Annotated in this window: 19 protein-coding genes; 6 read left to right on the forward strand and 13 right to left on the reverse strand. The window is 70.7% G+C overall.

The genetic code is table 11. The annotated features are described in order from the left end of the window. Nucleotides 1–158 precede the first annotated feature (158 nt). Entirely contained in the window at nucleotides 159–1,514 is a 1,356-nt protein-coding gene (locus ACIBBH_RS20960) for a replication-associated recombination protein A (protein WP_399406670.1), read from the reverse strand. A gap of 46 nt (nucleotides 1,515–1,560) precedes the next feature. Continuing rightward, nucleotides 1,561–2,217: a vitamin K epoxide reductase family protein gene (locus ACIBBH_RS20965; RefSeq protein ID WP_399406672.1), complete on the reverse strand. Its 657-nt coding sequence runs from the start codon at nucleotides 2,215–2,217 to the stop codon at nucleotides 1,561–1,563. A gap of 144 nt (nucleotides 2,218–2,361) precedes the next feature. On the opposite strand from ACIBBH_RS20965, the gene ACIBBH_RS20970 reads away from it, so the two are divergent. Genes ACIBBH_RS20970 through ACIBBH_RS20985 form a run of 4 tightly spaced genes read left to right on the forward strand, consistent with a single transcriptional unit; the run spans nucleotide 2,362 to nucleotide 5,838 of the window. Continuing rightward, nucleotides 2,362–3,228, forward strand: a complete 867-nt coding sequence (locus tag ACIBBH_RS20970) for an ABC transporter ATP-binding protein (RefSeq protein ID WP_399406673.1) — start codon at nucleotides 2,362–2,364, stop codon at nucleotides 3,226–3,228. After that, nucleotides 3,225–4,016 (forward strand): ABC transporter permease, encoded by a 792-nt coding sequence (locus ACIBBH_RS20975; RefSeq protein ID WP_399406675.1) that lies wholly within the window; start codon nucleotides 3,225–3,227, stop codon nucleotides 4,014–4,016. Before ACIBBH_RS20970 ends, ACIBBH_RS20975 begins: the two co-directional genes overlap by 4 nt. Next, nucleotides 4,013–5,218, forward strand: coding sequence for a sensor histidine kinase (locus tag ACIBBH_RS20980; protein WP_399406852.1), 1,206 nt, complete (start codon nucleotides 4,013–4,015; stop codon nucleotides 5,216–5,218). The genes ACIBBH_RS20975 and ACIBBH_RS20980 overlap by 4 nt, the downstream gene beginning before the upstream one ends. Next, nucleotides 5,215–5,838, forward strand: coding sequence for a response regulator (locus ACIBBH_RS20985; protein WP_399406676.1), 624 nt, complete (start codon nucleotides 5,215–5,217; stop codon nucleotides 5,836–5,838). The genes ACIBBH_RS20980 and ACIBBH_RS20985 overlap by 4 nt, the downstream gene beginning before the upstream one ends. A 109-nt stretch (nucleotides 5,839–5,947) precedes the next feature. Here ACIBBH_RS20985 and hisS read toward each other — a convergent pair whose 3' ends face one another. Together hisS and ACIBBH_RS20995 are read right to left on the reverse strand one after the other, a co-directional pair. After that, entirely contained in the window at nucleotides 5,948–7,210 is a 1,263-nt protein-coding gene (hisS, locus tag ACIBBH_RS20990) for a histidine--tRNA ligase (RefSeq protein ID WP_399406678.1), read from the reverse strand. 13 nt (nucleotides 7,211–7,223) lie between these two features. Beyond that, nucleotides 7,224–7,937, reverse strand: a complete 714-nt coding sequence (locus ACIBBH_RS20995; RefSeq protein ID WP_399406680.1) for an MBL fold metallo-hydrolase — start codon at nucleotides 7,935–7,937, stop codon at nucleotides 7,224–7,226. A 167-nt stretch (nucleotides 7,938–8,104) separates the two neighbouring features. On the opposite strand from ACIBBH_RS20995, the gene ACIBBH_RS21000 reads away from it, so the two are divergent. Then, complete coding sequence (locus tag ACIBBH_RS21000; RefSeq protein WP_399406682.1) at nucleotides 8,105–8,929, forward strand: peptidylprolyl isomerase; 825 nt, start codon at nucleotides 8,105–8,107, stop codon at nucleotides 8,927–8,929. Between the two features lie 143 nt (nucleotides 8,930–9,072). Continuing rightward, the gene (locus tag ACIBBH_RS21005) at nucleotides 9,073–10,302 is read left to right on the forward strand and encodes a DUF349 domain-containing protein (protein WP_399406684.1); all 1,230 of its coding nucleotides are present in this window, start codon (nucleotides 9,073–9,075) and stop codon (nucleotides 10,300–10,302) included. A gap of 78 nt (nucleotides 10,303–10,380) precedes the next feature. Here ACIBBH_RS21005 and ACIBBH_RS21010 read toward each other — a convergent pair whose 3' ends face one another. From ACIBBH_RS21010 to ACIBBH_RS21050, 9 genes are all read right to left on the reverse strand, one after another. After that, nucleotides 10,381–12,954: a RelA/SpoT family protein gene (locus ACIBBH_RS21010; protein ID WP_399406686.1), complete on the reverse strand. Its 2,574-nt coding sequence runs from the start codon at nucleotides 12,952–12,954 to the stop codon at nucleotides 10,381–10,383. Nucleotides 12,955–13,234: 280 nt separating this feature from the next. Then, nucleotides 13,235–13,774: an adenine phosphoribosyltransferase gene (locus ACIBBH_RS21015; protein ID WP_399406688.1), complete on the reverse strand. Its 540-nt coding sequence runs from the start codon at nucleotides 13,772–13,774 to the stop codon at nucleotides 13,235–13,237. Next, nucleotides 13,771–14,877 carry a protein translocase subunit SecF gene (gene secF, locus ACIBBH_RS21020; protein ID WP_399406689.1) on the reverse strand — a complete coding sequence of 369 codons (1,107 nt, stop codon included), beginning with the start codon at nucleotides 14,875–14,877 and terminating at the stop codon, nucleotides 13,771–13,773. The genes ACIBBH_RS21015 and secF overlap by 4 nt, the downstream gene beginning before the upstream one ends. 3 nt (nucleotides 14,878–14,880) lie before the next feature. Beyond that, nucleotides 14,881–16,659 carry a protein translocase subunit SecD gene (gene secD / locus ACIBBH_RS21025; protein ID WP_399406691.1) on the reverse strand — a complete coding sequence of 593 codons (1,779 nt, stop codon included), beginning with the start codon at nucleotides 16,657–16,659 and terminating at the stop codon, nucleotides 14,881–14,883. Nucleotides 16,660–16,802: 143 nt separating this feature from the next. Further along, entirely contained in the window at nucleotides 16,803–17,330 is a 528-nt protein-coding gene (gene yajC, locus ACIBBH_RS21030; protein ID WP_399406694.1) for a preprotein translocase subunit YajC, read from the reverse strand. Nucleotides 17,331–17,509: 179 nt separating this feature from the next. Next, nucleotides 17,510–18,604, reverse strand: coding sequence for a Holliday junction branch migration DNA helicase RuvB (ruvB, locus tag ACIBBH_RS21035; RefSeq protein WP_399406696.1), 1,095 nt, complete (start codon nucleotides 18,602–18,604; stop codon nucleotides 17,510–17,512). A 28-nt stretch (nucleotides 18,605–18,632) separates the two neighbouring features. Next, nucleotides 18,633–19,238 (reverse strand): Holliday junction branch migration protein RuvA, encoded by a 606-nt coding sequence (gene ruvA, locus ACIBBH_RS21040; RefSeq protein WP_399406698.1) that lies wholly within the window; start codon nucleotides 19,236–19,238, stop codon nucleotides 18,633–18,635. Continuing rightward, nucleotides 19,235–19,783 carry a crossover junction endodeoxyribonuclease RuvC gene (ruvC, locus tag ACIBBH_RS21045; RefSeq protein ID WP_399406700.1) on the reverse strand — a complete coding sequence of 183 codons (549 nt, stop codon included), beginning with the start codon at nucleotides 19,781–19,783 and terminating at the stop codon, nucleotides 19,235–19,237. The genes ruvA and ruvC overlap by 4 nt, the downstream gene beginning before the upstream one ends. 201 nt (nucleotides 19,784–19,984) lie before the next feature. After that, complete coding sequence (locus ACIBBH_RS21050; RefSeq protein ID WP_399406702.1) at nucleotides 19,985–20,737, reverse strand: YebC/PmpR family DNA-binding transcriptional regulator; 753 nt, start codon at nucleotides 20,735–20,737, stop codon at nucleotides 19,985–19,987. Between the last annotated feature and the right edge of the window lie 4 nt (nucleotides 20,738–20,741).

Genomic DNA, 20,741 nt, shown 5'->3' on the forward strand with positions numbered 1-20,741 from the left:
GTGGGCTGCCCGCGACACCGTTCGCCGGTGCGCGACGCTCCTGGAGATCCCCGCCCGGGGGCCGGGTCTCCGGCTGGATGTCCCGCTCTGGGGTGCCGGCTCCCCCTATTGAGGCGCCGGACACGGGACTCAGCACTTCGGAGAAGTCTACCGCGTGCTCAGGACCGCTTGCGACCGAGGTGCTTCCGGGTCCATTCGACCGCGTCCGCGTACCGGGCCTCGGCGCCGTGCCGGGTCGGGGTGTAGTACTCGCGCTCCTTGATGGCGTCCGGGGCGTACTGCTGGGTGGCGATCCCCTCGGGCAGGTCGTGCGGGTACACGTACCCCTGCGCGTGGCCGAGTGTGGCCGCGCCCTTGTAGTGGCCGTCGCGCAGGTGCGGGGGCACCGGGCCGGCCAGGCCCTTGCGCACGTCGTCCAGGGCGGCGCCTATCGCGGTGGTCGCGGAGTTGGACTTGGGGGCGAGGGCCAGGGCGATGGTGGTGTGGCTGAGGGTGAGGGCGGCCTCGGGGAAGCCGATCATGGCGACGGCCTGAGCGGCGGCGACGGCGATCGGCAGGGCGGTCGGGTCCGCCAGGCCGATGTCCTCGCTTGCGGAGATCATCAGGCGGCGGGCGATGAAGCGGGGGTCCTCGCCGGCCTCGATCATCCGGGCCAGGTAGTGCAGGGCGGCGTCGACGTCGGAGCCGCGGATGGACTTGATCAGGGCGCTGGCCACGTCGTAGTGCTGGTCGCCGTCGCGGTCGTACTTCACCGCCGCCCGGTCGACCGTCTCCTCCAGCGTCGAGAGGGCGATCTCCGTCTCACCCTTGTCGAGCGCGGCCCCGGCGGCGGCCTCCAGGGCTGTCAGCGCGCGGCGGGCGTCGCCGCCGGCGATGCGCAGGAGGTGGCCCTCGGTGTCCTCGGGGAGGGTGACGGCGCCGCCCAGACCGCGCTCGTCGGTCAGGGCCCGCTCGATGAGCCCGCGCAGGTCGTCGTCGGTGAGGGGCTCGAGGGTGAGCAGGAGGGAGCGGGACAGCAGCGGGGAGATCACCGAGAAGTACGGGTTCTCGGTGGTGGCCGCGATCAGGGTCACCCAGCGGTTCTCGACCGCCGGGAGCAGGGAGTCCTGCTGGGCCTTGCTGAAACGGTGGATCTCGTCCAGGAAGAGGACGGTCTCCTTGCCGAAGCCGCCGGTGGCGCGGCGGGCGCCGTCGATGACCGCGCGGACCTCCTTGACGCCCGCGGTGATGGCCGACAGCTCCACGAAGCGCTTGTTGGTGGCCTTGGAGACGACGTACGCCAGCGTCGTCTTGCCCGTGCCGGGCGGGCCCCAGAGGATCACCGAGGACGGTCCGGCGGGACCGCCCGCGCCCTCGCCGACCAGCCGGCGCAGGGGCGAGCCGGGCTTCAGCAGGTGCTGCTGGCCCACCACCTCGTCGAGGGTGCGCGGGCGCATCCGCACCGCCAGGGGGCTCGCGGCGGGGTCCTTCTCCTGGCGTTCTTCTGCTGCGGCGGTGAACAGGTCGGGCTCCACGTCCAAAACCCTAAATCACCGCACTGACAATGCCGTCGGATCGGGCTCAGACCCAGAGCTTGCTGCCCCAGCGGGTCAGGATCAGCATGGCGATGATGCCGCAGTGCGTGACCGGCAGCACCCAGGTGAACTCGGCGAGGAAGTTCTTGACCGGGCGCGGGGCGGGCAGGAGGTCGTTGCGCACGTTGAAGGAGGTCACGTACCAGAACATGGTGATCGTGGCGGCCCAGGCCAGGGAGCACCACAGGCACAGCGCGTTGATCCGGTACAGCGACTGGAACTGCAGCCAGGTGCAGAAGGCCACGCCGAAGAGCGTGCCGAAGTTGAAGGTCAGCCAGTACCAGCGCGGGAAGCGGGCACGGGCCAGCAGGCTCATGCCGACGCAGATGACGATGCCGTAGCAGACCAGGCCGAGCATCGGGTTGGGGAAGCCGAAGGCGGCGGCCTGCTTGCTCTCCATGACGCTGCCGCAGGAGACGATCGGGTTGAGGCTGCACCCGGGAGTGAAGGTCTTGCCCGCGACCTTGGCCTCGAGGATCTTGAACTTGTCGATCGTGATGACCCACGCGGCGAGCAGTCCGGCCGCACCGGTGATCACCAGCAGCACCGCGAAGGCGCGGCTGCCGCCCATCGTCCGCGGCGTGGCGGCGGCCTGCTCGGGCCCGGGCTCCGTGGAGACGTCTTTCACTGTCGTCTTGCTCATCACGCCGATTCCGTCACTTGAGGTAGGACCATCTTCGGGCACGCGTCATTGTGCCGCACGCACGCGTGCGTCCACCGTTCGGTGGACACAAGGAAGTACGCACGGTCGTCCCGGAGCGTTCGGTTCTGGCCGAGGCTCGTGGGCATGACAGCACACGCGAACGATCTTGCGGTGCACGTACGGGGGCTGCGCAAGCAGTACGGGGACGTGACCGCGGTGGACGGCATCGATCTGGGCATCCGGCGCGGCGAGGTGTTCGGCCTGCTCGGGCCGAACGGCGCGGGCAAGAGCACGACGGTGGAGATCCTCCAGGGCAACCGCTTCCGGGACGGGGGCGAGGTCTCGGTCCTGGGGGCGGATCCGGCGACCGGCACGCGCGCGTGGCGATCCCGTGTAGGAATCGTCTGGCAGGACGAATCGGCGCCCGCCGAGTTGACGGTCCGCGAGACCGTACGCCACTTCGCCCGCTACTACCCCCGCCCGCGCGACCCTGAGGAGGTCATCGGCCTGGTCGGCCTCCAGGCGAAGGCGAACAGCCGGATCAAGTCCCTGTCGGGCGGGCAGCGGCGCCGCCTCGACGTCGCGCTCGGCGTGATCGGCGGCCCCGAGCTGGTGCTCCTGGACGAGCCGACGACCGGCTTCGACCCGGCGGCCCGGCGCCAGTTCTGGGACCTGATCCGGCTGCTGGCCGACGAGGGCACGACGATCGTGCTCACCACGCACTACCTGGAGGAGGCGGAGGCACTCGCCGACCGGCTCGCGGTGGTCGCCCGCGGTCGGGTCGTCGCCGCAGGCGAGCCCGGGGAACTGCGCGAGCGGTACGGCACCGGCGCCACCGTCGCCTGGACGGACCCCGACGGCTCCCCGCGCGCGGAGCACACGGACACGCCGACGAAGACGGTCGCGGCGCTCATGCGGCGCTTCGACGGCGAGATCCCGGGCCTGGCAGTGAGCCGCCCCACGCTGGAGGACGTCTACCTCCGGCTGACCGGACAGGAGGACCCCCGATGACCTGGTCCCTGGGCCTGAGCAGGGGCGCGCTGGAAATCAGGCAGTTCTTCCGGCAGCGCGAGCAGGTGGTGTTCACCTTCGCCTTCCCGGTCGTCTTCCTGTTCCTGTTCGCGTCGATCTTCCACGACGACGTCCGCGGCAGCGGCGTCACCGCCTCCCAGTTGTACGTCCCCGCGATGACGGCCTCCGGGATCATGTCGACGAGCTTCCAGTCGCTGGGCATCTCGATCGCCGTGGAGCGGGACCAGAAGGTGCTGCGCAGGCTGCGTGGCACGCCCATGCCGCCGGCCGCCTACTTCCTGGGGAAGATCTGGCTGGTTCTGTTCACCGGCGTGGTGGAGACGGCGATCCTGCTGCTCGTCGGCACCACGCTGTACGACGTCGACCTTCCCTCGGACGCGGGCCGCTGGTTCGACTTCGGGTGGATCTTCGTGCTGGGGCTGACCGCGTGCGCGCTGCTCGGCATCGCGATCAGCTCGGTGCCCCGGTCCGCGCAGAGCGCCGGCTCCGTCGTGGTCCTGCCGTTCCTGGTGCTCCAGTTCGTCTCCGGGGTGTACATCTCCGTCGCCACGATTCCCGGCTGGATGCTGGACGTCGGTGCCCTCTTCCCGCTGAAGTGGCTGTGCCAGGGACTGCGGGGCGTGTTCCTGCCCGACTCCGCGCGGGTCCTGGAACAGGCCGGCAGCTGGGAGTTCGGGCGGATCGCACTGGTGCTCGCCGCCTGGTGCGCTGCAGGATTGGCGCTGTGTCTGCTGACCTTCCGCTGGCGGGACCGGCGCACCGGATGACCGACCCGGGCACGGCCCGTGACGTGCACGTCTGGGACCGTACGATCCGGCTCTGGGACCTGTACTTCGCGATCGCCTGGCTGGCCACCGTCGTCTTCGTGCTCGGCGCGGCGCATCCCGGGTGGCCCGTCCGCGTGGTCGCGGCCGGGCTGCTCGTCCCGCTGGTGCCCTGGTACGCCGCGGTGGGGCGCCGGCTGATCCGGGAGGACCCGCCGGATGAGCGGCCGGCGGTGCGCTACCTCGCCGTGCTCGTCGCGCTGTTCCTGCCGTCGGCGGTACTGGTCGGCGAGACCCGGCTGATGGCGTTCGCGCTCGTCCCCCAGTGCTTCATGACACTGCGGATGCGGCGGGCGCTGGTGGCGGTGACCGTGATCAATCTGGCGCCGGTGGCGGGCTGGGCACTGCTGTGGCATCCGGGCGGCCGGAACCTGTTCACCAGCACGGTGTTCGCCGTGGTCACCCTCATGTTCTCGGTGGCGGTCGGCAGCTGGATCATCCGCATCATCGAACAGAGCTGGGAGCGGGCGGAGCTGATCGCGGAGCTGGACGCCAGCCGCCACGAGGTCGCCCGGCTGTCGGCGGCGCACGGCGCGCTGGCCGAGCGCGAGCGGATGGCCCGCGAGATCCACGACACCCTCGCACAGGGCTTCACCAGCCTGCTCATGCTCATCCAGGCCGTGGAGGCCGAACTGCAGGACGACCTCCCGCAGGCCCGCCGCCATCTGGCGCTCATGGACGCCACGGCCCGGCAGAACCTCGCCGAGGCCCGCGCCCTGGTGGCCGGGGGCGCGCCGGCCGACCTCCACGGCGCCTCCCTGCCCGACGCGTTGCGCCGGCTGGCGGCCCGGCACGAGGCGGCCCTGGAAGTGACCGGTCCGGTACGGCAGTTGCCCGCCGGCCCCGAGGTGGTCGCCCTGCGCTCCTGCCAGGAGGCGCTGACGAACGCCCGCCGTCACGCGGGGGCCTCGGCGGCGGTCACCATCCGGCTCGCGTACGCGGCCGCGGCGCTCACCGTCTCCGTCGAGGACGACGGGCACGGCTTCGACCCGGCCGCCGTCTCCGGCGGGTACGGTCTGACCGGACTTCGGACCAGGACCGCCGAGGTGGGCGGGACCGCCTCGGTCCGCAGCGCGCCGGGCGACGGTACGACGGTGACCGTGCGTCTGCCCGTCCCCGCCACCGTGAGGAGTGAGACCCCGTGATCCGGATCGTCCTGGCCGACGACCACCCCGTCGTCCGGGAGGGCCTGCGCGCGATGCTCAGCGCCGAACCCGACCTGGAGGTCGTCGCCGACGCGAACAGCGGGCCACAGGCGGAAGCGCTCGCGGCCGAGCTGCGGCCCGACATCGTGCTGATGGACCTGCGCATGCCCGGCGGTGACGGAGTCGACTCGATCGAGCGGATGAGTGAGGCCGGGCTGCCCTGCCGGGTGATCGTCCTGACGACGTACGAGACCGACCGCGACATCCTGCGCGCCGTCGAGGCCGGTGCCGCGGGCTATCTCCTCAAGGACCTGCCCCGTGGCCGACTGGCCGACGCGGTACGGGCCGCGGCGCGGGGCGAGACCGTCCTGGCCCCGTCGGTGGCGGCCCGCCTGGTGGACCAGCTGCGCGCCAGGCCGGAGCGGCCCCGGTTGTCGGAGCGGGAGACGGCGGTGCTGCGGCTGGTGGCCGAGGGCTGCACGAACGCCGAGATCGGGCGGCGGCTGTTCATCGGGGAGTCCACCGTGAAGACCCATCTGCTGCGGGCCTTCGGCAAGTTGGGGGTGGACGACCGGACGGCGGCGGTGACGTGTGCGATGCGGTTCGGCTTGCTCGACTGAGCCCCGCTGGGGGCTCCGGCCCCGGCGGGGTCGAAGGGGCGGAGCCCCTGGAGGACGGACGGGGCAGGGGCGGCGGAGGCGAAAAAGCCACGCGCCGCCCCCATACACCTCAGCCCAGCCGCGACTCCAGCTCCGCCACGATCTCGTTCACCCCGACCGCCGTCTGCTCCCCGGACTCCATGTCCTTGAGCTGGACGACACCGTCGGCGAGATCCCGCTCACCGGCGACGATCGTGTAGCGGGCTCCGCTGCGGTTGGCGTTCTTCATGGCGCCCTTGAGCCCCTTGTTGCCGTACGAGAAGTCCGCCGCGATCCCCACCTTGCGCAGCTCGGTCACCTTGGCGAACAGCACCCGGCGGGCCTCCTCCCCCAGGGGCACCGCGAAGACGCTGGTCGAGGAGGGCACGTCGAGCTCGACGCCCTCCGCCTCCAGGGCCAGCACCGTACGGTCGACGCCCAGGGCCCAGCCCACCGACGGCAGCGCGGGACCACCGATCATCTCGGACAGCCCGTCGTACCGGCCGCCGCCGCCCACCGCGGACTGGGAACCCAGACCGTCGTGCACGAACTCGAAGGTCGTCCGCGTGTAGTAGTCCAGCCCGCGCACCAGCTTCGGGTCGTCCTCGAAGGCCACGCCGGCCGCGTCGATCAGCTCGCGTACCTCCTCGTGGTACGCCTTGCACGCATCGCACAGATAGTCACGCAGGAGCGGCGCACCCCCCAGCTGCTTCTGCACCGACTCACGCTTGTCGTCCAGCACCCGCAACGGGTTGATCTCGGCACGCCGCAGCGTGTCCTCGTCCAGGTCCAGCTCCCGCAGGAAGTCCTGCAGCGCGGCCCGGTACACCGGGCGGCACTCCTTGTCGCCCAGCGAGTTCAGCAGGATGCGGAAGTTCCTGAGCCCCAGCGAGCGGTACGCCTGGTCGGCCAGGATGATCAGCTCGGCGTCCAGCGCCGGGTCCTCGGCCCCGATGGCCTCCGCGCCGACCTGGGAGAAGTGCCTGTAACGGCCCTTCTGCGGGCGCTCGTAGCGGTAGTACGAGCCGGAGTACCACAGTTTGACCGGCAGGTTGCCCGCCTTGTGCAGGCTGGCCTCCAGAGCGGCCCGCAGCACGGACGCCGTGCCTTCGGGGCGCAGGGCCAGCCGGTCGCCGCCCTTGGTCTCGAAGGCGTACATCTCCTTGGTCACGATGTCGGTCGACTCGCCGACACCGCGCGCGAAGAGCTCGACGTTCTCGAAGCCGGGCGTCTCGATGTAGCCGTAGCCGGAGTTGCGCAGCGGGGCGGCGATGGCCTCGCGGACCGCCAGGTACTTCGCGGAGTCCGGCGGGATCAGGTCGAACGTGCCCTTGGGGGCCTTGAAGGTGCTCACGGGAAGTCTCTCGTCACATTCCTCGTCGGGGAGCGGAAGGTCCGTCCGCTCCCAGGCCGGCGGCCACCTGCCGCAGGTACGGGTTGGTGGCGCGCTCCTGGCCGATGGTCGTCTGGGGGCCGTGGCCGGACAGCACCACGGTCGAGTCGTCGAGCGGCAGGCACACGCGGGCCAGCGAGTCGAGCATCTCGGCCATGTCACCGCCGGGCAGGTCGGTGCGTCCGATGGAGCCGGCGAACAGCAGATCCCCGGAGAAGAACACCGACGGGATGTCGGTCGTCTCGGGCATCCGGAAGGTCACCGACCCCCTGGTATGGCCCGGCGCGTGCGCCACGGAGAGTTGCAGTCCCGCCAGCTCCAGTTTCGCGCCGTCGGTCAGCTCCTTGACGTCGTCCGGTTCCCCGACCGTCAGCTCGCCCATGAGCGGCATGCCGATGGAACGGCCGAGCGCCTTCTCGGGGTCGCTCATCATGTACCGGTCCTCGGGGTGGATCCACGCGGGCACGTCGTGCGCACCGCACACCGGGACGACCGAGGCCACGTGGTCGAGGTGGCCGTGGGTGAGGACGACGGCGACGGGCTTGAGCCGATGCTTCTTCAGCGCTTCCTCGACTCCAGGGGCCGCCTGATGGCCCGGGTCGATGATCACGCACTCCTCACCGGCGGCGGGGGCGACGAGATAACAGTTCGTCCCCCACGCCCCGGCGGGGAACCCGGCAATGAGCACGATCGTCCTTCGTTGTGTCGATTACGGGCGGCTAAAGCTGCTGTCAGAGCCTACCGGCGCTGCCGTTTCCTCAGCGAACCCATATACGGTACGGGGCTACACGCGGCCGTCGGCTCAGGACGCACGCGTACCGGTCGGCAACACGACAGGCATGAGGAGAGAACCCGGTGGTCAGCCAGGAGCAGCGGCGGCGTCAGCTCGCCCGGGAGAAGTTCTTGCGGCAGCAGCAGCGGCGCACCAGCGCGCGGCGCAAGGCACGCATGCGCAACTCCGTGATCGCGTCGGTGCTCGGCGTGGTCGTCATAGGCAGCGTCGCGCTGTACACGACCGGGGTGCTGAAGAACGACGACGACAAGAAGGCGAGCGCCGGTTCGGACGTCACACCCAGCGCCTCGGCCCCCAGCAAGGCTCCGGACCCCTGCGAGAAGGCCGCCAAGGGCTCCGTGAAGAAGCTCAGCTGGAAGAAGGAGCCGGCGATCACCATCGACAAGTCGGCGAAGTACACGATGAAGCTCGCGACGACGTGCGGCGACATCGGCGTCGGGCTGAAGACGTCGGCGGCCCCGCACACCGTGAACTCGTTCAACTTCCTCGCGGCCCAGGGCTACTTCGACCACACCAAGTGCCACCGGCTCACCACCAACGGCATCTACGTGCTGCAGTGCGGCGACCCGACGGGCACCGGCAGCGGCGGTCCCGGGTACACGATTCCCGACGAGAACCTCAAGGACAAAAGCCTGAAGGGCAACGTCTACCCGGCCGGCACGGTCGCGATGGCGAACACCGGACAGCAGCACACCGGCGGCAGCCAGTTCTTCCTGGTCTACCAGGACAGTCAGCTGCCGCCCAGCTACACACCGTTCGGTACCGTCGACGCGGCGGGCCTGAAGGTGCTGAAGAAGATCGCCGCCGCGGGCGAGAGCACGGGCCAGGGCGACGGCGCTCCGAACGCGACCGTCGTGATCGACAAGGCGACGGTCACGAAGTCCTGACGGCCGAGGCGGCGGCCAGCGCAATTTCGGTCGCGCTGGATGCGGACAGGCAACCCGCTGGTCGCCTATGTTGGCCGTGACGAAACTGTGGACGATGCCCGGGGGAGCCAAGGCCCCCGCAGGCATCATGTGGAGGAGGCGCTGTGAGCAGCGACCCGTGGGGCCGCGTCGACGAGACGGGGACCGTGTACGTGCGTACGGCCGACGGCGAGCAGGTCGTCGGTTCCTGGGCGGCCGGCTCCCCTGAGGAGGCGCTTGCCTACTTCGAGCGCAAGTACGAGGGCCTGGTTGTCGAGATCGGCCTCCTCGAGAAGCGAGTACAGACCACCGACCTTTCGGCGAAGGACGCACAGGCCGCCATCGACCACCTCCGGGAGCAGGTCGACGCGCACCACGCGGTCGGCGACCTGGACGCGTTGCGGACCCGCCTGGACAAGCTCGTCCAGACCGTCGCGGCACGCCGCGAGGAGCGCAAGCAGCAGCGGGCCAAGCAGTCCGACGAGGCCCGCAAGGCCAAGGAGGCGCTGGTCGCCGAGGCGGAGGAACTGGCGCAGTCCGACCAGTGGCGGGCGGCCGGTGAGCGGCTGCGCGCCCTGGTGGACACCTGGAAGGGCCTGCCGCGCCTGGACCGCAAGTCGGACGACGAGCTGTGGCACCGCTTCTCGCACGCCCGCTCGGCGTTCTCCAAGCGGCGCAAGGCGCACTTCGCACAGCTGGACGCGCAGCGCGAGGAGGCCCGCAAGACCAAGGAGAAGCTGGTCGCGGAGGCCGAGGCGCTGACCGGTTCGACGGACTGGGGTCCGACGGCGGCCCGCTACCGCGAGCTGATGGCGGAGTGGAAGGCCGCGGGCCGCGCCCAGCGCGAGCACGAGGACGACCTGTGGAACCGCTTCCGCGGCGCCCAGGACGTGTTCTTCGCCGCCCGCAGCTCGGTCTTCGCCGAGCGGGACGCGGAGCAGGCGGAGAACCTGAAGCTGAAGGAGGAGCTGGCCGAGGAAGCCGAGAAGCTCCTGCCGATCACGGACCTGAAGGCCGCCCGCGCCGCCTTCCGCTCGATCAATGAGCGCTGGGAGGCCATCGGCCACGTGCCGCGGGACGCGCGTCCGAAGGTCGAGGGCCGGATGCACGCCGTCGACCGGGCGATCCAGGAGGCCGAGGAGGCCGAGTGGCGCCGGACGAACCCGGAGGCACGCGCGCGTGCCGAGGGCCTGACCGGCCAGCTGCAGGCCGCCGTGGACAAGCTGCGGAGCCAGATCGAGCAGGCGCGCGCCCAGGGCAACAACGCCAGGGCCGACAAGCTCGAGAAGGAGCTGGAGGGCCGCCAGGCCCTGCTGGACCAGGCGCTGAAGGGTCTGCAGGAGTTCGGCGGCTGACACCCGCCCCACGCATACGAGAGGGCCCCGTACGACGATGTACGGGGCCCTCTCGCATGCGCTGCCCGGCCGGCTTGCTTACGCCCGGCTGCGCGCCGACGTCACGCGGTACACGTCGTACACGCCCTCCACGCCCCGTACCGCCTTCAGGACGTGCCCGAGGTGTTTCGGGTCGCCCATCTCGAAGGTGAAGCGGGAGGTGGCGACGCGGTCGCGGGAGGTCTGGACGGCCGCGGAGAGGATGTTGACGTGCTGGTCGGACAGCACGCGGGTGACGTCCGACAGGAGGCGGGAGCGGTCCAGGGCCTCGACCTGGATGGCGACGAGGAATACCGAGGACTGGGTGGGCGCCCACTCGACGTCGAGCATGCGCTCGGGCTCGCGGGACAGTGAATCGACGTTGACACAGTCGCTGCGGTGAACCGATACGCCGCTACCCCGGGTGACGAAGCCGATGATCGGGTCGCCGGGGACGGGCGTGCAACAGCGGGCCAGCTTGACCCACACGTCCTCGACGCCCTTGACCACCACGCCCGGGTCGGCGCTGGAGCGGCGCTTGCGGCTCCGCCCGCGCGACGGCGGAACGCTCTCGTCGATCTCCTCGGTGGCCGCCTCCTCGCCGCCGAGCGCCTGGACCAGCTTCTGCACGATGTTCTGCGCGGAGACATGGCCCTCGCCGATCGCCGCGTACAGGGCGGAGATGTCCGAGTAGCGCATCTCGTGCGCGAGCGTGACGAGGGAGTCGCCGGTGAGGATGCGCTGGATCGGCAGGTTCTGCTTGCGCATCGCGCGGACGATGGCGTCCTTGCCCTGCTCGATCGCCTCGTCGCGGCGCTCCTTGGAGAACCACGCCCGGATCTTGTTGCGGGCACGCGGCGACTTCACGAAGCCGAGCCAGTCGCGGGAGGGGCCCGCGCCGGCCGCCTTGGAGGTGAAGACCTCCACCAGGTCGCCGTTGTCCAGGGTGGACTCGAGCGGCACGAGGCGGCCGTTGACCCGCGCCCCTATGGTGCGGTGGCCGACCTCGGTGTGGACCGCGTACGCGAAGTCCACCGGGGTGGCGCCGGCCGGGAGCGCGATGACGTCACCCTTGGGGGTGAAGACGAAGACCTCGTTGCGGGAGAGGTCGAAGCGCAGGGACTCCAGGAACTCGCTGGGGTCCTCGGTCTCCTTCTGCCAGTCCAGGAGCTGCCGGAGCCACGCCATGTCGTTGATGGCGTCCTTGTCCTTCGCGGAGGACTTCGGCGCGTCGGTACGGACCTTGGAGGCGCCGGCGACGGCCTCCTGCTTGTACTTCCAGTGCGCGGCGATGCCGTACTCGGCGCGGCGGTGCATGTCGAACGTACGGATCTGGAGTTCGACCGGCTTGCCGTTGGGCCCGATGACCGTCGTGTGCAGCGACTGGTACATGTTGAACTTCGGCATCGCGATGTAGTCCTTGAACCGGCCGGGGACCGGGTTCCAGCGCGCGTGCACCGTGCCGAGGGCCGCGTAACAGTCCCTGACCGTGTCGACAAGGACACGAATACCCACCAGGTCGTAGATCTCCGCGAAGTCACGGCCGCGGACGATCATCTTCTGGTAGACGCTGTAGTAGTGCTTGGGGCGGCCGGTGACGGTCGCCTTGATGCGGGCGGCGCGCAGGTCGGCCTGGACCTCGTCGGTCACTATGGCCAGGTACTCGTCGCGCTTGGGCGCCCGCTCGGCCACCAGCCGTACGATCTCGTCGTACATCTTGGGATAGAGGATCGCGAAGGCGAGGTCCTCCAGCTCCCACTTGATGGTGTTCATGCCCAGCCGGTGGGCGAGCGGCGCGTAGATCTCGAGCGTCTCGCGCGCCTTCTTCTCCTGCTTCTCGCGCTTGAGGTAGCGCATGGTGCGCATGTTGTGCAGGCGGTCGGCGAGCTTGATGACCAGGACGCGCGGGTCCTTGGCCATGGCGACGACCATCTTGCGCACGGTCTCGGCCTGCGCGGCCTCACCGAACTTGACCTTGTCCAGTTTGGTGACGCCGTCGACGAGCAGCGCAACGGTGTCGCCGAAGTCGCGGCGCAGCTGGTCGAGGCCGTACTCGGTGTCCTCGACGGTGTCGTGCAGCAGGCCCGCCATCAGGGTGGCCGGATCCATGCCCAGCTCAGCCAGGATGGTGGTGACGGCGAGCGGGTGCGTGATGTACGGGTCGCCGCTCTTGCGCTTCTGGCCGCGATGCCAGCGCTCGGCGACCTGGTAGGCGCGCTCGATCTGGCGCAGGGTGGCGGTCTCGATCTTGGGGTCGTTGCTGCGGACTATGCGCAGCAGCGGCTCCAGGACCGGGTTGTAGGGGTTGGCTCGCTGGACGCCCAGGCGGGCCAGGCGGGCGCGGACGCGGTTGGAGGAGCCGGAGCGCGCGGGCTGCCCGGCGGGCTGGCGGACTGCCGGGGGCTGCGCGGGGCGCTCGGGCGAGCCGGGTCCCCCCGCTCGAGCGGAGTCGAGTGTGGGGGACGGTTTGGGGCGCGCGGCCTCGGCCGACTTCTCGACGGGCGCGGACTGGGCGTGCTCGACCGGCCCGCGGGTGTCGTTCTTCGCGTGGGGCGCGTTCGGCGCAGGCTTGGCCGCGGATGCCGAGGCGGACTCGGGCTTTGCGGCGGTCAGTGGCTGGGCCTCGTCTGGCAAGAGGACTCCTCGTGCGCGATCCGGGTCCCCCGATCAGGCTCCGGAGACCCCATGGTAGCGATCCTGCGCTCCGGCATCGCCTGCAGACCGATGTGAGGACCGTCTACCGGGGGAAACAACGAGGGGCTGCCGCCTGATTCCTCCAGGGCTCCGAGGACCGTTGCCGGAGTGTCCTGGGGGTTGCGGCGGGGCCGGCCGAGCGCTCAGGAGGCTCCGGCAGGTGACCGGGCGCGGCCGAGGCCGCCCCGGGATTCCGGGACGGCCTCGGGATGTGGACTGCTCAGACCTGGAGAAGTGCCACGAGCGGCGCCCCGTTCAGAGCCGGTTCCAGACGCGCACGGCCGCTCAGGAAGCCCAGCTCCATCAACACCGCGACGCCCGCGACCTCGGCCCCCGCACGGTGGATGAGCTGGATCGCGGCCTCGGCCGTACCCCCCGTGGCGAGAACGTCGTCCACGATCAGGATCCGGTCGCCGGACGCCAGGTCCTCCGCGTGCACCTCGATCTCGGCCGAGCCGTACTCCAGGTCGTACGCCTGGCTCAGGGTGGCTCCGGGCAGCTTGCCCGCCTTGCGCACGGGGACGAAGCCGAGGCCCGCGCGGACGGCGACCGGGGCGCCGAGGATGAAGCCGCGGGCCTCCAGACCGATGACCTTGGTGGCGCCGGTGCGCTCGGCGATCTCCGCCAGCGCGTCGGTCAGCGCGGTGAACGCCGCCGGGTCCGCCAGGAGCGGGGTGATGTCCTTGAACATCACGCCCGGCTCCGGGTGGTCGGCCACGTCACGGATGCGGCTGAGCAGCAGTTCCTCGATGCCGGTCATCGGCGCTTCCCCGAGGGTCGGCCGCGTCCCCGGTTGCGGGACGCGGGCTGGCTCCGCGGGCCCACCACGGCGGCGGCGGCATCATCGGGCTCGTCCGAGGCGACGGACCTGGTCTCGGCCAGCCCCTCCCCCGCGGCCGCCTGGCCCCGCTTGGCCAGGACGCGCTTGCGGAGGGCCTTCATCTGGGGCTCGCGCTCCTTGAGGTCGGCGACGAGCGGCGTGGCGATGAAGATCGAGGAGTACGCGCCGGCCGCGAGACCGACGAACAGCGACAGCGAGATGTCGTTGAGCGTGCCGGCGCCGAGGAAGCCGCCGCCGATGAACAGCAGGCCGGCCACCGGCAGCAGCGCGACCACCGTGGTGTTGATGGAGCGGACCAGGGTGCCGTTGATCGACTGGTTGGCGATGTCGCTGTAGGTGGAGCGGGTCTGCTTGGTGATGTCCTTCGTCTGCTCCTTGAGGCTGTCGAAGACGACGACCGTGTCGTAGAGCGAGTAGCCGAGGATGGTCAGCAGACCGATGACCGTGCCGGGCGTGACCTCGAAGCCGACCAGAGCGTAGATGCCGGTCGTGATGGTGATGTCGTGGATCAGTGCGACCAGCGCCGCGATCGCCATGCGCCACTCGAAGGCGATCGCCAGGTAGATCACCACGAGGACCATGAAGATCCCAAGGCCCTCCCAGGCCTTGTTGGCGATCTGGTCACCCCAGCTGGGGCCGACCAGATCGGCGTTGATCTTCTCGGGGTCGAGCTTGAAGTCCTTGGCGAGGGCGTTCTTGATCTCGTCGGACTTCTTGGTGTCCATGCCCGCGATCTGGATACGCAGACCGCCCGTGCCGAGCTTCTGCACGACCGCGTCGTGGTGCGCGGCGTCCTTGGCGTAGGTCTCCGCCTGCGTCACGGACACGCTGGTCTTCGGGGTGGTGAAGACGGCACCGCCCTGGAAGTCGATGCCCATGTTCAGGCCGCGCACCGCCAGGCCGAGGACGGCCGCGACGGTGATCAGGATGGAGACGCCGTACCAGATCTTGCGGTGGCCGACGAAGTCGTAGCTGATCTCGCCACGGTGCAGCCGGGCGCCGAGACCGCGGAGCTTCGACATCTCTCACGCCTCCTTCGGGTCGACAGGGCCGGCGGCAGGTCCGGCGGGACGGCGGGTGCGGCGCAGCGGCGCCTTGGCACCCAGGCTCTTCGGGTCGAGGCCGGACCACTTGTGGCCGTCGGCGAAGAACTTCCGGCGGGCGAGGATGGTCATCAGCGGCTTGGTGAAGAAGAAGACCACGACCACGTCGAGCACGGTGGTCAGACCCAGCGTGAACGCGAAGCCCTGCACCTTGCCGACGGTGACGATGAACAGCACCGCGGCGGCGAGGAACGACACGAAGTCGGAGACCAGGATGGTGCGCCGGGCCCGCGGCCAGCCCCGCTCGACGGCGGGGCGCAGCGAGCGGCCCTCGCGGATCTCGTCCCTTATGCGCTCGAAGAACACGATGAACGAGTCCGCGGTGATACCGATGGCGACGATCGCACCGCAGACCGCCGGCAGGTTCAGCGCGAAGCCGATGGTCGGGCCGAGCAGCGACATGATCACGTAGGTGAGGATCGCGGAGACCAGCAGCGAGGCGATCGCGACGAGCGACAGGCCCCGGTAGTAGACCACCAGGTAGATCACGACCAGCGCGAGACCGATCGCGCCGGCCAGCAGACCCGCGTGCAGCTGCTCGCCGCCGAGCGCGGCGGTGACGGTGGTGACGCTCTGCTCCTTGAAGGACAGCGGGAGCGCGCCGTACGACAGCATGTTGGCGAGGCTCTGGGCCTCGTCCTGCGTGAAGCTGCCGGAGATCTCCGCCTGGCCGCCGGTGATGGAGGTGCTCACGTACGGGCTGGAGACGACCTGGCCGTCGAGGACGATGCCGAACTCGTTCTGCGGCTGCTGGTTCTTGGCCAGCTCGGCGGTGATGTCGGCGAACTTCTTGGCTCCGCCGGAGGTGAAGGTCATCTGGACCTGCCAGCCGGCGGCGTTCTGCGTGTCGAAGACGGCCTGGGCCTTCTTCACCTCGGTGCCGTCGACGGCGGCCGGGCCGAGCACGTACTTGTACCAGACCTTGTCGACCTTGCCGCAGGCCACGGTCGACTCACCGGGCTTGGCGTTCTTGCCGGCGGTGGCGCGCTGCGCCGGCTTGGCGCAGTCCAGGGCGGCGTACTCGGCCTGGAGCTTGGCGGCCGTGGCGGCGGCGCCGCTGCTCGACGAGGCGGAGGGGCTCGCGGAGGACGAGGTCTTCGGGGAGGCCGTGGACGACGGCGTGGCGTCGGCCTTCAGCCCGTCGGTGACCGCGCGGCCCTGCGAGGTGGCGGTGGCCGTCGGGGAGGCGGAGGAGGACGAGGACGCCTTCTCCTTCGGCGACGCGCTGCTGGACGGGCTCGGCGAGCCGCTGGAGCCGGAGCTGGACGCACTCGGCGAGGGGCTCGCCGCGGCAGAGGTGCTGGCCTCGCTGGCCAGGACCGGACGGAAGTACAGCTTGGCGGTGGTGCCGACCTGGTCGCGGGCCTCCTTGGAGTTGGTGCCCTTGGGGATGTTGACGATGATGTTGCGGTCGCCCTGGGTCTGCACCTCCGCCTCGGACACGCCCAGGCCGTTGACACGGCGGTTCATGATCTCGACCGCGGTGTCCATGTTGGCCTTGTTGATCGCGGACCCCTGGTCGGCCTTCGCCTCAAGGGTGATGCTCGTACCACCCGCCAGGTCGATGCCGAGACGCGGCTTGGGATGCCCGGAGGCGAACATGCCCCCGGTCAGCGCCACGATGGCGATCAGGATGAGGGCCAGCGAGCGCCCCGGCTTGCTCTGGGCGCTCGCGCTCCGGCCCCTCTTAGGTGCTGCCACCTTCTCGTACTCCCTCTCGGGCCGCCCCGCGCCCGGTCGGGGCGCCGTCGGCCATGACATGGTGTCGGGATCCCGTGCGGGAAACAGACGCGCCCGGGGTGCGCCGGCCGCGAAGGTATCGCGGAGCGCGCCCCGGGTCGTGACTACTTCGCGTCGGAGTCGCCGTCGGTCTTCTTCGGCTCTTCGTCCGCCTTCGCGTCGGCGGCCTCGGCCACGTCGGACTGGGCGGCCTCGGCCGCTTCGGCCTGCTCCTCGGCGGCGTCCTTCTTGCCGAGGTCGACGGCCTTGTCGTCGGAGGCGGCGGCAGCGTCGGCGGCAGTCGCGTCGGTCTCGGTGAGGGAGGAGGCGTCGTCCGGGACGACGTCGGCGTCCGACTTCAGGTCGTGCTCGATGCCGTGGACGATGCGGTTGTACTCGTCGTCGGTGAGGACGGCGCCGATCGCGTTCTTGGCGAAGAGGAGCTCGACACCCGGGCCGGCGTCGAGGAGGACCGTGTCCTCGTTGACCTCCTTGACCGTCGCGTACATGCCCCCGATCGTGCGCACGCCGGAGCCGGGCTGCATCTGATTCCGCATGTCGGCGGCCTGCGCCTGCTTCTTCTTGGCCGAGCGCGTCATCAGGAACATGGCCGCGATGAGCACAATGAACGGGAGAAGGGTCAAGGTATTCACGGGACGGGGTTTCCTTCGCGCGACCGCGATGGAGAGCGGCCTGGTGTTTGGGGGTGTGGTCGGCGCCGCCCGCGAAGGCGGCATCGGCGGAGTCTAAGCGAGTCCGCGCGCATGGAACAACGCTCAGCATGGCACCTGGGTTCCTGCCCCTGCCAATGTCCCCGCCGATGACCGCGCCGTCACGCCCCGAACAGGTCCTGTTGTCCGTTTCCACCGCTCGCGGAGCGGGGCGGGGTGAGGCCGAGATGCACCCACGCGGCGGGCGTGGCGACCCGTCCGCGCGGCGTGCGGGCGAGCAGCCCCTCCCGTACGAGGAAGGGCTCGGCGACCTCTTCCACGGTCTCCCGCTCCTCCCCCACCGCGACGGCCAGCGTGGACAGGCCGACCGGGCCGCCGCCGAACAGCTTGAGCAGGGCCTGGAGGACCGCGCGGTCGAGCCGGTCGAGGCCGCGCGCGTCGACCTCGTACACGGCGAGGGCCGCCGCGGCGATGTCACGCGTGATGAACCCGTCGGCCTTGACCTGCGCGTAGTCCCGGACCCGGCGCAGCAGGCGGTTGGCGATGCGGGGCGTGCCACGGGAGCGGCCGGCGATCTCGGCGGCGCCGTCGGGGTCGATCTCGACGTCGAGGAGACTCGCGGAACGGTGCACGACCCGCTCCAGCTCGGCCGGTTCGTAGTACTCCATGTGCGCGGTGAAGCCGAAGCGGTCGCGCAGCGGGGGCGGCAGCAGGCCCGCGCGCGTGGTGGCGCCGACCAGGGTGAACGGGGGCAGTTCGAGGGGGATCGCGGTGGCGCCGGGGCCCTTGCCGACGATGACGTCGACGCGGAAGTCCTCCATCGCCATGTAGAGCATCTCCTCGGCGGGCCGGGACATGCGGTGGATCTCGTCGAGGAAGAGAACCTCGCCCTCCTGGAGGGAGGAGAGGATGGCGGCGAGATCGCCGGCGTGCTGGATGGCGGGGCCGCTGGTGATGCGGATAGGGGCGCCCATCTCTGCCGCGATGATCATCGACAGGGTGGTCTTGCCGAGGCCGGGGGCGCCGGAGAGCAGCACGTGGTCGGCGGTCGCGCCCCGCGCGCGTGCGGCGCGCAGGACGAGGTCGAGCTGTTCGCGGACCTTCTCCTGGCCGATGAACTCGCCCAGGTCCTTGGGGCGCAGGGCGGCCTCGACGGCCTGGTCGTCACGGTCGGCGACAGAGCCCACCAGCCGCTCCGCGGCAGGGCCGACGAGCCGCTCGGGGGCGGCGGGGTCGGTCGTGTCGTCCCAGTTCATGTGGTGTGCCTCAGGGTGGTGTGGTCGGTCAGCGGGCGCGGTTGAGGGTCTGCAGGGCCGCCTTCAGCAGCCGGCCCACCTGGGGCGTACCGCTCGCGGCCTCGGCCTGGGGGGCCACGGCGGCCACCGCCTCGTCGGCCTCCCGGGTGGCGTACCCGAGGCCGATGAGCGCGGCGTGCAGCTGGTCGCGCCAGCCCTGGGTGACGGGCGTGCCCACCGCGGGGGCGCCGACCGGCTCGCCGAGGCGGTCCTTCAGCTCCAGCAGGAGCTTCTGGGCGCCCTTCTTGCCGATGCCCGGGACAGCGGTCAGGGCCTTCTCGTCACCGGTGGCGACGGCCCGACGCAGCGCGTCGGGCGTGTGCACCGCCAGCATGGCCTGGGCAAGTCTCGGACCGACCCCGCTCGCGGTCTGGAGCAGTTCGAAGACCTGGCGCTCGTCGTCGTCGGCGAAGCCGTACAGCGTCAGCGAGTCCTCCCGTACGACCAGGGAGGTGGCGAGCTTGGCCGGCTGGCCCGTCCGCAGTCCGGAGAGGGTGTTGGGCGTGCACTGGACGGCCATGCCGACTCCGCCCACCTCGATCACCGCGGCGTCGGGAGCGAGTGCGGCGACCGTGCCGCTGACGAAGGCGATCATGCCGTACGGCCTTTCGATGTCATCGGTGCTTTGGCTGTGTGCAGGGCGACGGCCTGCTGGAGCCGGTTCTGCGCGGGGGCGCGCCAGATGTGGCAGATGGCGAGCGCGAGGGCGTCGGCGGCGTCGGCGGGCTTCGGCGGGGCGCTCAGCCGCAGCAGGCGGGTCACCATCGCGCCGACCTGCGCCTTGTCGGCGCGGCCGGTGCCGGTGACGGCGGCCTTGACCTCGCTGGGGGTGTGCAGGGCGACGGGGATGCCCCGGCGGGCCGCGCACAGCATGGCGACGGCGCTGGCCTGGGCGGTGCCCATCACCGTACGGACGTTGTGCTGGCTGAACACCCGCTCCACGGCGACGGATTCGGGCCGGTGCTCGTCCAGCCACTGCTCGATGCCCTGCTCGATGGCGACGAGGCGGTGCCCCAACTCGGCGTCCACCGGCGTGCGGACGACACCGACACCGACCATGGTGAGCGGGCGGCCCGCGACCCCCTCGACGACACCGACACCGCACCGGGTCAGTCCGGGGTCCACCCCGAGTACGCGCACACGCCCTCCCCTCTTCGCGGCTGAGCCGCCGCCGCTCTCGCGGACCTGGCTGAGCACCGTCGGGGTTTCCTCAGTGGTGCGTTGCGGTCCGTGGACGGTGATCTTTGACTTCACGCCAGGCTATCCGCTGCCACCGACAACGGCGGCGGGCCGGGGGACGTGAGTCCCACCGGCCCGCCGAAACCGCTGAGCGCGGCAGCCTTACGCGTCGACCTTCTCCATGACCTCGTCGCTGACGTCGAAGTTGGCGAAGACGTTCTGGACGTCGTCGCTGTCCTCCAGCGCGTCGATCAGCTTGAAGATCTTCTTGGCGCCCTCCTCGTCCAGCTCGACCTGCATGGTCGGGACGAAGTTGGCGTCGGCGGAGTCGTAGTCGATGCCGGCGTCCTGGAGGGCGGTGCGGACCGCGACCAGGTCGGTGGCCTCGCTGATCACCTCGAAGGACTCGCCGAGGTCGTTGACCTCCTCGGCGCCCGCGTCCAGGACGGCACCGAGCACGTCGTCCTCGGCCAGCTCGCCCTTGGGGACGATGACGACGCCCTTGCGGTTGAACAGGTACGACACCGAACCCGGGTCGGCCATGGAGCCGCCGTTGCGGGTCATGGCGACGCGGACCTCGGAGGCGGCGCGGTTGCGGTTGTCGGTGAGGCACTCGATGAGCACGGCGACACCGTTCGGGCCGTAGCCCTCGTACATGATCGTCTCGTAGTCGGCGCCGCCGGCCTCCAGGCCCGCGCCGCGCTTGACGGCGGAGTCGATGTTCTTGTTCGGGACCGACGACTTCTTGGCCTTCTGGATGGCGTCGTACAGCGTCGGGTTGCCGTCGGGGTCGGCGCCGCCGGTGCGCGCCGCGACCTCGATGTTCTTGATGAGCTTCGCGAAGAGCTTGCCGCGCTTGGCGTCGATCACGGCCTTCTTGTGCTTCGTCGTGGCCCATTTAGAGTGGCCGGACATCTGC

This window comes from Streptomyces sp. NPDC051636 (assembly GCF_044453765.1).
Lineage (GTDB): Bacteria > Actinomycetota > Actinomycetes > Streptomycetales > Streptomycetaceae > Streptomyces.

Bases quoted from the DNA above. Each gene is read 5' to 3' on its own strand.
- ACIBBH_RS20965 (WP_399406672.1), bottom strand. From the start codon at position 2,217: ATGAGCAAGACGACAGTGAAAGACGTCTCCACGGAGCCCGGGCCCGAG.
- ACIBBH_RS20970 (WP_399406673.1), top strand. From the start codon at position 2,362: ATGACAGCACACGCGAACGATCTTGCGGTGCACGTACGGGGGCTGCGC.
- ACIBBH_RS20975 (WP_399406675.1), top strand. From the start codon at position 3,225: ATGACCTGGTCCCTGGGCCTGAGCAGGGGCGCGCTGGAAATCAGGCAG.
- ACIBBH_RS20980 (WP_399406852.1), top strand. From the start codon at position 4,013: ATGACCGACCCGGGCACGGCCCGTGACGTGCACGTCTGGGACCGTACG.
- ACIBBH_RS21015 (WP_399406688.1), bottom strand. From the start codon at position 13,774: ATGACCGGCATCGAGGAACTGCTGCTCAGCCGCATCCGTGACGTGGCC.
- secF (WP_399406689.1), bottom strand. From the start codon at position 14,877: ATGTCGAAGCTCCGCGGTCTCGGCGCCCGGCTGCACCGTGGCGAGATC.
- ruvB (WP_399406696.1), bottom strand. From the start codon at position 18,604: ATGAACTGGGACGACACGACCGACCCCGCCGCCCCCGAGCGGCTCGTC.
- ruvA (WP_399406698.1), bottom strand. From the start codon at position 19,238: ATGATCGCCTTCGTCAGCGGCACGGTCGCCGCACTCGCTCCCGACGCC.
- ACIBBH_RS21050 (WP_399406702.1), bottom strand. From the start codon at position 20,737: ATGTCCGGCCACTCTAAATGGGCCACGACGAAGCACAAGAAGGCCGTG.